Raw genomic sequence first — 13599 nt, forward strand, 5'->3', positions numbered from 1 at the left:
CGTCAGTTCCGCGAGCGCGCCATGACGATCGAAGGCATCGAGATCATCGGGTTCCTGGCAGCCGCCGCCACCGTGGCCGCGTTCTTCTGCCGGGACATGCTGGCCCTGCGGGCGTTCGCGATCCTCGCGAACGTGCTGTTCCTGGCCTACGGCCTCGGGCTCTCGCTGCTGCCGGTCGTGGCCCTGCACGGAGTGCTCCTGCCCCTCAACGTCCTGCGGCTCTCCGCCTGCCAGACCCGGGCCGACGCGCCGGTCTCCCGGCAGGCGAGCGCGGAGAGGGGGATGGCGCCATGACGCTGGCCGACGTGTCCCTCGCGCTGTTCTCTTTCTTCAACGTCGTGCGGCTCGGCTCCTATGTGCCGCAGATCGTGCGGATCGCGCGCGACCGGCGCGGGGCCGAGGCCATCGCCTGTTCGACCTGGGCGATGTGGTTCCTGGCGAATGCAAGCACGGCGCTCTACGCGCAGGTAAATGTCGCCGACCCGAAACTCGCCGCCATCAACGCCCTGAACGCAGCCTGCTGCGCGACCGTCATCGTGCTGACGCAGGTCAAGCGGCATCGCTGGCGGCAGCAGTCGGCAGCGGCACGTCTGCATCCCTCGACCGAAAGGAGAGCCGCGGCGCCTTCGTCGCTGCAGGACGCCGCCTGAGGCGCGGCCCTTTCGAACCGATCCGAGGGTGCCCTTCTCCCACGGGGCCCCTCTGCCTCGGGCGCCGGCGAAGAGACCCCGCCGGCGCCCCTTTTTTTGCCTTTTCCGACCTTGAGCGCGGGTGTTCCACGCGGTCACGACACCGTGAACCCTGCGGTTCACCATTGCGGGTCGTCGGACGGCCGGACTGCACAATATGAACGCCTTGTAACTGTCAAAACGTCTCGGACGGTTGTATAACAACGGCGTCCAGCGCGGGGCACCGCCACCGAGCTCGTTCCTTTTTGCCCGGTCCACGGAGTCCCATGCATGCCGTCGAAGGCGTCCGTCCTGACAGTGGTCATTGTTGGCGCCGTCGCGGCGTTCTACGTCGCACCCAAGATCTGGCCCGGCCTCGAACCCCGGCGCGACGCTCTCGTCGCCCAGCTTCCCCCGAACGTCGCCGCCCTGATCCCCGGCATCAAGCCGCCGGCGGCACAGACGGCCGCGGCCCCGACCGCCGGCGCGCCCGGACCGGGAGCGCAGCAGGGCGGCCCCGGGCGCGGTGGGCCCGGCGGCGGCCCCGGTGGAGCCCAGCGTGTGGTGCCCGTCGTCGTGGGCAAGGCACAGCGCCAGCCCATGCCGGTCCGGTTCGACACGATCGGAACGGTCCAGACGATCGCGGCCGTCACGGTGCGCTCGCGCGTTGAGAGCCAGATCATCAAGGTGAACTTCGAGGACGGCGCCCAGGTGAAGCAGGGCGACGTGCTGTTCGAGCTCGACAGCCGCGGCATCGAGGCGCAGATCAAGCAGGCGGAAGCCAACCTGATGCGCTCGCGGGCGCAGCTCGAGCAGGCCGAGCGCGACGTGCGCCGCAACGAGCAGCTCGCGGCCCAGGAGGTCGGCTCCAAGGTCGTCCTCGACAACGCCCGCACCACCGTCCAGACCGTCACGGCCCAGATCCGCGCGGACGAGGCGGCGCTCGAGAACCTGCGCATCCAGCAGAGCTACTACACGATCAAGGCTCCGATCTCCGGCCGCGTTGGCGTGGCCGGCATCAAGGCAGGCAACATCGCCAAGACCGGCGACGGCAGCACGCCGCTCGCCATGATCAACCAGATCAGCCCGATCTACGTGTCCTTCAACGTGCCGCAGCGCCTGCTTCCCGAGCTGCGCGAGGCGCTCGCCAAGGGCACGGCCAAGGTGCAGGCGACGCCACAGGGCCTCACCGAGGCGATCGACGGCAAGGTGGCCGTGATCGACAACACGGTCGACCCCACCTCGGGCACCATCGCCCTGAAGGGCGTGTTCGAGAATGCCGACGAGGTTCTGTGGCCGGGCGCGCTCTGCGACGTGCGCCTCGTCATCCGCATCGAGCCGGACGCCATCACCGTGCCGCGCGAGGCGGTTCAGCAGAGCCAGAACGGCATGATCGTGTTCGTGGTGGAGAACGGTCAGGCCCGCGTGCGGCCCGTCACCGTCGACCGGTCCCTGCGGGGCCTCTCGGTGATCAAGACCGGGCTCAAGGGCGACGAGATCGTCGTGACGGACGGCCAGTTGCTGCTCAACGACGGCGCCCGGGTCGAGACCCGCACCGGAAACCAGCCGCAGCAGCGGCCGCAGGGCCAGGGCGGGCAGCGGCCGGAACAGCCGGCCGGGACGCCGCAGGCCGGAGCACCTGCCCCGGCGGGCGCCTCCGTGCAGGCCGGCCAGCCGCGCGGCTGAGCACCCGAAGGAGAACCAGGCGATGAGGCTCCCCGAGGTCTGCATCCAGCGCCCGGTGATGACGACGCTCATCACCCTGTCGTTCATCATCTTCGGCCTGTTCGCCTACCGGCAACTGCCGGTGGCCGCCCTGCCCCGCGTCGACTTCCCGACCATCAGCGTCTCGGCCCAGCTGCCGGGCGCAAGCCCCGAGACGATGGCCGCCTCCGTGGCGGCGCCGCTCGAGCGGCAGTTCTCCAACATCAGCGGCATCACGGCGATGACGTCGGTCTCCACGCAGGGATCGACGAACATCACCATGCAGTTCGACCTCGACCGCAACATCGACGGCGCCGCCCTCGACGTGCAGTCGGCGCTGAGCGCGGCGGCCCGCCGCCTGCCCTCGGACCTGCCGAACCCGCCGAGCTTCCGCAAGGTGAACCCGGCCGACCAGCCGATCCTGTTCCTCGTCGTCACGTCGAACACGCTGCCGCTCTCCACCGTCAACGACTATGCCGAGACGGTGCTCCAGCAGCAGATCTCCCAGATTCCGGGTGTCGCCCAGGCGCTGATCTTCGGCTCGCAGAAATACGCCGTGCGCATCATGGCCGATCCCTCGGCCCTCTCGTCGCGCGGCCTGACCTTCCAGGAGTTGCGCGCCGCGGTGGCCGCCGCGAACTCGAACCAGCCGACGGGAACGCTGCGCGGGGAGCGCCAGCGGGTGACGATCGAGGCGACCGGCCAGCTGCGCAAGGCCGAGGACTACGCCAACCTGATCGTCTCCTCGCGCAACAACATCCAGGTGCGCCTCGGCGACGTCGCCACGGTGAAGGATTCCGTCGAGAGCGACGAGTCGGCCTCGTGGTTCAACAGCGAGCGCTCGCTCATCGTGGCGGTCTTCCGCCAGTCCGACGCCAATACCGTGGAAGTGGTCGACCGCATCCGCGAGAAGGTGCCGGGCTACAGGGAGCAGCTCCCCGCCTCCATCGGCCTCCACGTCCTGAACGACCGCTCGATCCCGATCCGCGAGGCGGTGTTCGACGTCCAGTTCACGCTGATGCTCTCGATCGCCCTCGTGGTGCTCGTGATCTTCCTGTTCCTGAAGTCGCTCACGGCGACGATCATCCCGACGCTGGCGCTGCCGGTATCGCTGATCGGTACGTTCGCCGCGATGTACGTGCTCGGCTACTCGATCGACAACATCTCGCTGTTGGCGCTCACGCTGTCTGTCGGCTTCGTCGTCGACGACGCCATCGTCATGCTCGAGAACATCGTCCGCCACATCGAGGAGGGCATGGAGCCCTACGAGGCGGCGGTGAAGGGCTCGCGCGAGATCGGCTTCACCATCGTGTCGATCACGCTGGCGCTCGTGGCGGTGTTCATCCCCGTGTTCTTCATGGGCGGCGTCGTGGGACGCGTCTTCCGCGAGTTCGCCGTGACGATCTCGGTGGCGATCCTCGTGTCGGGCTTCGTGTCGCTGACGCTCACGCCCATGTTGTGCGCGCGCATCCTGAAGCCGCACGACTCGCACGCGAAACCCGGGCTGTTCTCGCGCGCCGTCGACGCGGTCGTCGGCGGGATGCTGGCGGTCTACCGCGTCACGCTCGACATGGTGCTGAAGGCCCGCGCCCTCGTCCTGCTGCTGACGCTGGCATCGGTCTACGTCACGGCCACCATGTACATGGAGATGCCCAAGGGCTTCTTCCCGCAGGAGGACACGGGCCTGCTGCGCGGCGCGACGGAAGGGCCTCCGGACACCTCGTTCCAGGCCATGGCGCAGCGCCAGCAGGCGGTGATGGAGATCCTCAAGCAGGATCCCGCCGTCGACTACCTGACGTCCAACATCGGCATGGGCGGCGTGAACCAGGGCTTCATGTTCATCGCGCTGAAGCCGAAGGACCAGCGCGACGACATCAGCACGGTCATCGCCCGGATGCGCCGCGCCACGGCGAACATCCCCAACCTGACGCTCGTCCTGCAGCCGGTCCAGAACATCAACCTGAATTCCGGCCGCCAGTCGCGGGCCCAGTACCAGTACACGCTGACCAGCGGCGACACCGAGGCGCTCTACAGGGTGGCCCCGGACATGCGCCGGCGGATGACGCAGCTGGAGCAGCTGCGTGACGTGAACATCGACCTGCAGCTCGCCAACCCGCAGGTGATGATCGAGCTCGACCGCGAACGCGCCGCCAACCTCGGCGTGACCTCCGACCAGTTGCGCCAGACGCTCTACAACGCGTTCGGCTCGCGGCAGATCTCGACGATCTACACGCCCTCCAACGACTACCCGGTCATCATGGAGGCCGACCGAGACTTCCAGACCGACCCGGCGCGGCTGTCTCAGCTCTTCGTGCGCGGCAACAACGGGCAGAACATCCCGCTGGAGTCGGTCGCGACGATCAAGCGCACCATCGGTCCGCTCTCGGTGAGCCGGCAGTCGCAGCAACCCGCGGTGACGATCTCGTTCAACCTCGCGCCCGGCGTGTCGCTGGGCGAGGCGGTCGAGGCCGTGCGCGCGGTCGAGCGGCAGGCCGGCATCCCGGCCTCGATCACGACAGGCTTCGCCGGCTCCGCCCAGCTGTTCCAGGACGCGCTGCGCGGCCAGGGACTGCTGATCCTCGCCGCCGTGCTCGTGATCTACATCGTGCTGGGCGTGCTCTACGAGAGCTTCATCCACCCGATCACGATCCTATCCGGCCTTCCCTCGGCCGGCCTCGGCGCCCTGCTTGCGCTGAAGTACTACAACATGGATCTGTCGGTGATCGCGATCATCGGCATCCTGATGCTGATCGGCATCGTCAAGAAGAACGCCATCATGATGGTCGACTTCGCGCTGGAGCGACGGCGCGAGGGCGCGGACGCGCTGACCGCCATCCGCGAGGCGGCGCTCATCCGCTTCCGGCCGATCATGATGACGACCTTCGCGGCGATCTTCGGCACGCTTCCGATCGCCATCGGACACGGGGCAGGCTCGGAACTGCGCCAGCCGCTCGGCATTGCGGTCGTCGGCGGTCTCATGGTGTCGCAGCTGCTGACGCTCTACATCACCCCGGTCGTGTACTACTACCTCGACCGCGTCGAGAGCTTCCTGACGCGCGGGTCGCGCCGGAGGAAGGCCGCAGCCGAGACCGTGGTCGCGGGTGGCACGCCGGTGGCCGCCGCGGTGCCGGTGGCTCCCCATGGCGCCGCCCACCAGAAGGCGGAATGAGGGACCGGATCCCTCTGCCTGGCGCCGCGGCTGAGGTCGCGGCGCAACACGCGACGACAATTCAAATTCGAACGGTCCGGCCAAGCTCCCGTTAAGGGATCGGTAAGGCTGTTGTTGCTCAAGCTGTGGAAGGGGTCATGCTTACCGGACCCTGAACGACCTTGCGTTGTGTTCGCTCATCATGAGTCACTTGCGGTTTGATCCTGCCCTCGAAGGGCCCTCCGGAGAGGTGGGCCCGGAGGCGGAGCATCCGCGTGACGAAGGCCGTCGGACGGGGCGGCTGTGGCGGGCCGTCGCCGCCTTCCTCCTCGGTCTGACGCTGGGTATCTCCGGGATCGTGATCGGCCAGTCCGCCTTCGAGCGGCACCTCGATCTCTTCGGGCCGGCCGACGCGCCGCCGCCACTGCGGCGCTGACGCGTCGGAGACGTGCGGGATGGAGGCGCGCCGCGGCTGCCTCCCCGATGGAACCGGTTCAGGCGCCCTTCACCGAGACCACGCGGAACGTGTGGGTGACGCCGTCCTCGTCCTTCACCGAGACATACTCGCCCGGCGCGAAGACGTGCTCGCCGAGTCGGTAGCCGGCCTCGTCGTCATCGCTGCCGGCCGGATCGTAGTCGAAGGCCCAGGTCGCGCCGCCCTTGCCGCCCGACCGATGCACCAGATGCCCGTACTCGTCCTTCTCCGCCCCCCAGAAGCGGCGTACACGGCAGGCGGCCCGCGTCTCCTTCCAGGCGATCGGATCGAGCCGCCCCTCGGCGTCGAGCGGGGCCACGATCTCGTAGCCGTGGCGGCCCGAGCCGTCGGGGTGCTCCTTGGAGCGAGCGAGGTTGAGAAGGATTCGCTTCAGGGGATGGGTGGTCATCATGGTCCTCGGTGGTCGGATCGCCGCCGGACGGTGCCAGCGGCAACACCATAATCCATGCCGGTGCACGGCGAAGCCGTCCTTGACCTCGCGCAACGGCGTAAGGACGGGTTCCGGCGTTTCAGTCACTTGAGGTCCAGAGACTGGAACGATTCCGGACTGCGCACTTTAGAAATGCTACAAAGTATTGAAGTTGCAGGATTTTTTCTTGACCCCCGATCCACGGCGGGCGATATCGCGGTCATCGACCACCCCGAGACAGGGCCTTGAACCCTGTGCAGGAGCAACGACCATGACCGTCCGCAACATCATTCCCGCCGTGCTGCTTGCCGGCGCTGCGTTCACTGCACCGGCACTGGCCGCCGAGGTGAACGTCTACACCTCCCGCGAGCCCGGGCTGATCAAGCCCGTTCTCGATGCCTTCACCAAGCAGACCGGCATCAAGGTCAATGCGGTGTTCCTGACGAACGGGCTGGAGGAGCGGGTCAAGGCGGAGGGACAGAACTCGCCGGCGGACGTGATCGTGCTCGTCGACGTCTCGAAGCTCGCCGGCGCGACGGACATGGGCATCACCCAGCCGATCGACGACGCGACGCTGAAGGCGCAGGTCCCGGCGGCTCTTCGTGACCCCGGAAACACCTGGTTCGCCACGACGCTGCGATCGCGCGTCGTCTATGCGTCGAAGGACCGGGTGAAGCAGGACTCGATCACCTACGAGGAACTGGCTGACCCCAAGTGGAAGGGCAAGGTCTGCATCCGCTCCGGCCAGCACCCCTACAACGTGTCGCTGTTCTCCGCTGCCGTGTCGCGCATGGGCCCCGAGAAGGCGGCCGAGTGGCTCAAGGGCGTCAAGGCGAACCTCGCCAAGAAGCCGTCGGGCGGCGACCGCGACGTGGCCAAGGACATTCTCGCGGGCGTGTGCGACATCGGCGTCGGCAACACCTACTACGTCGGCCTGATGCGCAACGGCACGAATGCGAACGAGAAGCAGTGGGGCGATGCCATCAAGGTGCTCAACTCCAGCTTCGCCGGCGGGGGCACGCACGTGAACATCTCCGGGGCCGCCGTGGCGCGCAACGCACCCAACAAGGACGCGGCCGTGAAGCTGATCACCTTCATGACGTCGGACACGGGCCAGAAGATCCTCGCCGACCTCAACTACGAGTACCCGATCCGCAAGGGCGTGGGCGGAGCCGAGACCGAGAAGGTCGCCGGACCGATCCAGCCCGACTCCCTCGCCCTCGTCGACATCGCCAAGAACCGCCGCGCCGCCAGCGAGATGGTCGACCAGGTCGGCTTCGACAACTGACCGGTCCTTGAACACTTCCTCCGAAACACTGGCTCGCGCCGTCCCGGGGTCTCCACGCCCCGGGATCGGCGCATCGGACACAGCCACGCGCCGGCTCGTCGCCGGCGCGACCATGGCTGCGCTGCTCGTCGCCGCGCCGGTCCTTGCTCTCGTCGCGATCGCGCTGGGCGGCGACGCCTCGACGTTGCGGCACGTGGCGCTCAACGTCCTGCCCACGGCCCTCGTCCAGACCGGCTGGCTGCTCGCCGGCGTGGCCCTGGTCACCGCCTCCGTCGGGGTCGGTGCCGCCTGGATGGTGACGGCCTACCGGTTTCCGCTGCGCGACTGGCTGGCGGCCGGGCTCGTGCTTCCCCTCGCCGTCCCCACCTACATCGTCGCCTACGTCTACGTGGAGATGTTCGAGCCGCTCGGGCCGGTCCAGACAGCATTCCGCGCCCTGACCGGCTATCGCTCCCGCGCAGAGTACTGGTTCCCGGAGGTTCGGTCGCTGCCCGGGGCCGTCCTGATCATGGGCGCGGTGCTCTACCCGTACGTCTACCTGACGGCGAGGGCCCTTTTCGCCGTGCAGAGTGCCAACCTGCTGGAGGCGGCCCGCACCCTGGGCGCGGGGCCCTGGGAGACGTTCCGCACCGTCGCCCTCCCACTGGCGCGGCCTGCGCTGGCGCTCGGCCTGTCGCTGACTCTCCTCGAAACGCTGAACGACATCGGAGCCAGCGACTACCTGGGCGTGCGCACGCTGACGGTCTCCATCTACACGACGTGGCTCAACCGCGGCAGCCTGCCGGGCGCCGCCCAGATCGCGTGCGTCATGCTGGCCATGGTGATGCTGATCCTGTGGGCCGAGGGCCGGGCCCGCGGCTCGCGAGGCTTCACCGGCTCCATGAAGCGCCCGCGCCCGGTCACGCCCGTCACGCTCAAGGGCGCGCGGGGCTGGACCGCGACGCTGCTGTGCGCCCTGCCCGTCCTCGCGGGCTTCGTGCTCCCGGCCGGCTTCCTGCTGCGGGAAGCCGTGGGCCGGACACTCTCGACCGGAGTTCCGGAGCCCTTCTGGGGCGCCCTCGCCGCCACGATCACGCTGGCCGCCCTCGCGACCGCCATCGTCCTCGTCGCGGGTGCCGTCGTGGCCGCGGCCGGGCGGCTCGTCCGCACCCGGCGGGTCGCTTTTCTCGGTCGCGTGGCGGCCATGGGCTACGCCCTTCCCGGAACGGTGCTGGCCGTCGGCCTGCTGTGGCCGCTCGCGGCCTTCGACAACGTCTTTGCCAACACGTGGCGCGCGCTGACGGGGGCCTCTCCCGGCCTCCTCCTGACGGGCTCGGGCGCAGCCGTTGTGATCGCCTACGCCATCCGTTTCCTGGGTATCGCGTCCGGCGGCATCGAGAGCGGCATGAGCCGCATCTCCCGCAGCATCGACGACGCCGCACGCACCCTCGGTCGACGGCCGGCCGCGGTTCTGCGGGAGATCCACCTCCCGCTGGCACGCCCCGCGCTCGCCTCGGCGGCACTGCTGGTGTTCGTCGACGCGATGAAGGAACTGCCCGCGACGCTGCTGCTTCGCCCGCTCAACCTCGACACGCTGGCGACCCTGCTCTACGCGCAGGCCTCGCGCGGCGTGTTCGAGGAGGGCGCACTCGCCGCACTCGCCATCGTCGCGGTGGGGATCGCCCCCGTCATCACGCTGATGCGGGTGTCGGCTCCTGGCACGCCGCCCGCGGAGGCGGTCGCAGTGGACGAGGCGGCGGGGCTGTCGCCGGCACGGGCCTGAACGCGCAGCGGCGGGCTTCCCTTCGGTCCGGGATCAGGTCCTCAGCTGCGGCAGGTCCCTGAACAGGGCCAGCGCCTCCGGGTTGGCCAGGGCCTCCTGGTTCTTCACCTCGCGCCCGTGCACGATGTCGCGCACGGCAAGCTCCGTGATCTTCCCCGACTTGGTGCGGGGGATGTCGGCGACGGCGACGATGCGGGCCGGCACGTGCCGGGGGCTCGCACCCGTACGGATCCGGGCGCGGATCTCCTTCTCGAGCGCCTCGTCGAGGGCGGCCCCCTCGCGCAGGCGCACGAAGAGCACGACGCGCACGTCGTTGTCCCACTCCTGCCCGATGGCGAGCGCCTCCACGACCTGCGGGATCGGCTCGACCTGCGCATAGATCTCCGCCGTGCCGATGCGAACGCCGCCCGGGTTCAGGGTGGCGTCGGACCGCCCATGGATGACCATGCCGCCGTTCTGCGTCCATTCGGCGAAGTCGCCATGGCACCAGACGCCGGGAAACCGGTCGAAATAGGCCGCCCGGTACTTGGCGCCGTCCGGATCGTTCCAGAACATGATGGGCATCGACGGGAAGGCCTTCGTGCAGACGAGCTCCCCTTTCTCCATCCGGACGGGCCTGCCCGTCTCGCTCCAGACGTCGACCGCCATGCCGAGGGCGGGCACCTGGATCTCGCCTCTGCGGACCGGGCCGGTCGGATCGCCCAGCACGAAGCAGGACACGATGTCCGTGCCGCCGGAGATCGAGGCGAGGTGCACGTCGGACTTCACGCACTCGTAGACCCACTCGAAGCTCTCCGGGGCCAGCGGCGACCCCGTCGATGTGATGAGCCGGACGCTGGAGAGATCGTGGGTCAAGCGGGGCTGCAGTCCGGCCTTCTTGCAGGCGTCGATGTACTTCGCCGAGGTGCCGAACATCGAGAAGCGCTGCTGCGCCGCGAAGTCGAACAGCACCGACGGCTCGGGGTGGAACGGCGAGCCGTCGAACAGCATCAGCGTGCACCCGTTGGCGAGCGCCGAAACGAGCCAGTTCCACATCATCCACCCGCAGGTGGTGAAGTAGAACACCCGGTCGCCGGGGCTCATGTCGCAGTGCAGGCGGTGCTCCTTGAGGTGCTGCAGGAGCGTGCCCCCGGCCCCGTGGACGATGCACTTCGGCACGCCGGTCGTGCCGGAGGAATAGAGGATGTAGAGGGGGTGGTTGAACGGCAGACGCTCGAACGTCACGGCCTTCGGCGGGTGCGCGGCCAGTGCGGACGGAAGGGCAGTCGCCCCGGGAAGGGATGCCGCAACGGCATCCGCCTCGCCGAGGTAGGGCACGACGAGAACCGCAGCCAGCGTGGGCAGCTGGGGCACGATCTCGGCGAGCTTCCCCGCGATCTCGATGCGCTTGCCGGCGTACCAGTAGCCGTCGCAGGCCACGAACACCCTGGGAGCGATCTGGCCGAAGCGGTCCAGGACGCCGCGCACGCCGAAGTCGGGGGAACAGGAGGACCAGACGGCGCCCAGCGACGTCGCCGCCAGCATCAGCGCGACGGTCTCCGGGACGTTCGGCATCATCGCTGCGACACGATCCCCGGGCCCGACGCCCTGCGCCGCAAGCCACTGCTGCAGGCTCGAGACGAGGTCCGTCAGCTCGCGCCACGTGAGCCGCGAAGCCGCCTTGTCTTCCCCGCGGAACACGATGGCCTCGCCGTCGTCGCTGCGGCGCAGGAGGTTCTCGGCGAAGTTCAGCCGCGCCTGCGGGAAGAATTCCGCTCCGGGCATGCGGTCGGCGCCAAGGATCACGTCCCCCTTCTCGCCGCGCACGTCGCAGGCGTCCCAGACCAGCGACCAGAACGCCTCGCGCCGTTCGACCGACGCCGCGTGGAGGTCCGCGTAGCTGCGCGTCGCCAGCCCGGTGCGGGCATTGAAGGCATCCCGGAAGCCGGAGAGGTTCGCCCGCGCGGCACGATCCGGCGACGGCGACCAGAGGACGGGCGATGGCGAGGGAGTGGATCCGGTCATCGTGCTGCCTTCATCTTGAGTCAGCGAGGCACTTCTCGCCGTCCTTCCGAACTCCGTCGATAGCGAAATCACCGTCCGTGCGAAAGCCTTCCCCCCGAGGCATGCGGCCCCTGCTGCCGTGCGAGCCGCCGTCCTACCCCAGCGCGGACGGGGTTTTCTTTTGTCTTTCAACGGCTATCATCCCTCGCCCGCTGTCGGGCTCGGCGCCTGTCGCCGATTCTGCGTGGCCGTGCTGGGCGACATGAAGCGACACTGGATCCTCGGTGCCACTTTGGCCGTCGCCGGCATCGCGGCCGCATCGGTGCCGTGGCCCGTCCCCGCCAGCGTCCTCGAAGGCCAGATCGCCCCGCAGCTGGCGGCTGCTGCGCGCGTGCCCGTCGGCACCGCGTCCTCGGCACGCTTCACCCTGCTCCCCGTGCCGCGTCTCGATATCGAGAGACCGGCGCTTCGGGACGACGCGGGGGGCGTGACGGTGGAGGCCAGCCGCCTGCGCGGGCGCCTTCGCCTGCTCCCGCTCGTCGGCGGGCGGATGGAGCTGACGGAAATCATGATCTTCGGCCCGCGGCTGACGCTGCGGGCCGACGGAGCCTCGGAAACGACGCTTCGGCGGATGGCCGACATCGTCCACCAGCCCGGTCATGCGCCGGGGGCGCCGCCGTTCGTCGAGCGGCTGGTCGTGATCGACGGGTCGGTCGAGACCGTCGAGGCCACAGGCGCGCGGGCCACGATCGCGTCGCGGATCGACACGATCACCGAGCGCGGGCCCGAGCCCGGCACGTTCGATGTCTCCGGCACGATGACGTGGCGCGGCGAGACCGTCTCGTTCCAGTCCTTCTCGGTCGATTTCGCGGCGCTGCTGAGCGCGCGGCCGGCAACCGTCTCGGTGCGCATGGGCGGCGATCTCGGCTCCGTCGACTTCACCGGCAAGGTCCTCGCGGCCGAAGGGCTTCAGGCCGAGGGACGGCTGGCGCTCAAGACCTCGGCCGTGAAGCGACTGGCACAGTGGGCGGACCTGCAGATGCCGGTGGCGTTCGAGGGGGGCGCCGATCTCCAGGGCCAGTTCCGTCTGAGGGACGGAGACGCCTCGCTCACGGATGCCACCATCACCGTGCGGCAGGGCCGGCTCGAAGGAGCGCTCCATCTCAAGGACACGGGCGGCCGGCCGTCCCTGTCGGGGACCCTTGCCGGGGAGCGCCTCGATCTCACGGCAGACGCGATCCGCCTCGTCGGCGCCCTGCGCGGCGACGATGGCGGCTGGTCGCGCGACATCATCGACCCCGCCATCCTTCCCGCCGGCGACATGGACGTCCGGGTGTCCGCCACGCGGGCGGCCGTCGGCAGCACGACCCTCGCCAACGTGGCCTTCTCGGTCCTCTCGCGACAGGGCAAGACGGACATCACGCTGGGGGGAGCCGAACTCGGGAAGGGCTCGGCGAAGGCCCGGCTCTCGCTCGCCACCGCCCCGCGCGGCTTCGACGTCAAGGCCCAGGCCACCTTCGAGCGCGTCGACATGGCCACGATCCTTTCGCCGCTCGTCGACGGCCGGCGCCTGACCGGCGCCGGCTTCGGCCTCCTGCAGGTGGAGGGCAGCGGCAGCAGCGTGCATGCCGTGATGCGCTCGCTGGAGGGCAAGTCCAGCCTCCTCGTCCGGCAGGGAGACATCGGCGGGATCAACCTGCCGGAGGTCCTGCGGCGCATCGAGAAGCGTCCGCTGGTGGCTGCCCTCGACGTGCGCGGAGGGCGGACGCCCTTCGACGTCGCCTCGTTCATGGCCAGGATCAGCAAGGGTGTCGCCGAGATCGTCGACGGCACGGTCGGCAGTCCGGCGGCCCGTGTCTCGCTCTCGGGGCACATCGCCCTCGCGGACCGGCACCTCTCCATGTCGGGCCTTGCGCAACTCCTCGATGCCGGCGCCGGACGCGAGCCGGTCACCCTGCCCTTCGAGGTGACCGGCAGCTTCGACGATCCGATGCTCGTTCCCGACGCGCGGGCGCTGCTGCGCAGGTCCGGCGCCACGGCACCCCTGTTCGATGCCAGGACCCGCGGGGAGAACGGCATGCTGCCCGCCGGGGCGGGGGCGCTGGCGCCCGCTCCCCAGTAGAGCCTCCGGCGTCCCGGAC

Annotated in this window: 10 protein-coding genes; 8 read left to right on the forward strand and 2 right to left on the reverse strand. The window is 69.4% G+C overall.

Features of this window, described 5'->3' with window-relative positions; all coding sequences use genetic code 11:
- Nucleotides 1-21 precede the first annotated feature (21 nt).
- The 5 genes from ACX9GQ_RS22045 to ACX9GQ_RS22065 all read left to right on the forward strand — a co-directional run bounded on the left by ACX9GQ_RS22045 (nt 22) and on the right by ACX9GQ_RS22065 (nt 5956).
- Complete coding sequence (locus tag ACX9GQ_RS22045) at nt 22-294, forward strand: hypothetical protein (protein WP_459631758.1); 273 nt, start codon at nt 22-24, stop codon at nt 292-294.
- Entirely contained in the window at nt 291-650 is a 360-nt protein-coding gene (locus ACX9GQ_RS22050; protein WP_459631759.1) for a hypothetical protein, read from the forward strand. The genes ACX9GQ_RS22045 and ACX9GQ_RS22050 overlap by 4 nt, the downstream gene beginning before the upstream one ends.
- A 309-nt stretch (nt 651-959) precedes the next feature.
- Nucleotides 960-2354 carry an efflux RND transporter periplasmic adaptor subunit gene (locus tag ACX9GQ_RS22055; protein ID WP_459631760.1) on the forward strand — a complete coding sequence of 465 codons (1395 nt, stop codon included), beginning with the start codon at nt 960-962 and terminating at the stop codon, nt 2352-2354.
- Between the two features lie 22 nt (nt 2355-2376).
- Nucleotides 2377-5541, forward strand: a complete 3165-nt coding sequence (locus ACX9GQ_RS22060; RefSeq protein ID WP_459631761.1) for an efflux RND transporter permease subunit — start codon at nt 2377-2379, stop codon at nt 5539-5541.
- Nucleotides 5542-5770: 229 nt separating this feature from the next.
- Nucleotides 5771-5956, forward strand: coding sequence for a hypothetical protein (locus tag ACX9GQ_RS22065; RefSeq protein WP_459631762.1), 186 nt, complete (start codon nt 5771-5773; stop codon nt 5954-5956).
- A gap of 58 nt (nt 5957-6014) precedes the next feature.
- On the opposite strand, the gene ACX9GQ_RS22070 is transcribed toward ACX9GQ_RS22065, so the two are convergent.
- On the reverse strand, nt 6015-6407 hold the full coding sequence (locus tag ACX9GQ_RS22070) for a hypothetical protein (RefSeq protein WP_459631763.1): 393 nt from the start codon (nt 6405-6407) through the stop codon (nt 6015-6017).
- Between the two features lie 289 nt (nt 6408-6696).
- Between ACX9GQ_RS22070 and ACX9GQ_RS22075 the strand changes: the two genes are divergently transcribed.
- Together ACX9GQ_RS22075 and ACX9GQ_RS22080 are read left to right on the forward strand one after the other, a co-directional pair.
- Nucleotides 6697-7713, forward strand: a complete 1017-nt coding sequence (locus ACX9GQ_RS22075; protein WP_459631764.1) for an extracellular solute-binding protein — start codon at nt 6697-6699, stop codon at nt 7711-7713.
- A gap of 112 nt (nt 7714-7825) precedes the next feature.
- Nucleotides 7826-9475 (forward strand): ABC transporter permease, encoded by a 1650-nt coding sequence (locus tag ACX9GQ_RS22080; RefSeq protein ID WP_459631765.1) that lies wholly within the window; start codon nt 7826-7828, stop codon nt 9473-9475.
- 33 nt (nt 9476-9508) lie between these two features.
- On the opposite strand, the gene ACX9GQ_RS22085 is transcribed toward ACX9GQ_RS22080, so the two are convergent.
- The gene (locus ACX9GQ_RS22085) at nt 9509-11479 is read right to left on the reverse strand and encodes an acetoacetate--CoA ligase (RefSeq protein ID WP_459631766.1); all 1971 of its coding nucleotides are present in this window, start codon (nt 11477-11479) and stop codon (nt 9509-9511) included.
- Nucleotides 11480-11720: 241 nt separating this feature from the next.
- On the opposite strand from ACX9GQ_RS22085, the gene ACX9GQ_RS22090 reads away from it, so the two are divergent.
- A complete protein-coding gene (locus tag ACX9GQ_RS22090) occupies nt 11721-13580 on the forward strand; it encodes an AsmA family protein (protein ID WP_459631767.1) in 1860 nt (619 codons plus the stop codon).
- The last annotated feature ends 19 nt before the right edge of the window (nt 13581-13599 follow it).

It is taken from the genome of Alsobacter sp. R-9, assembly GCF_054612375.1.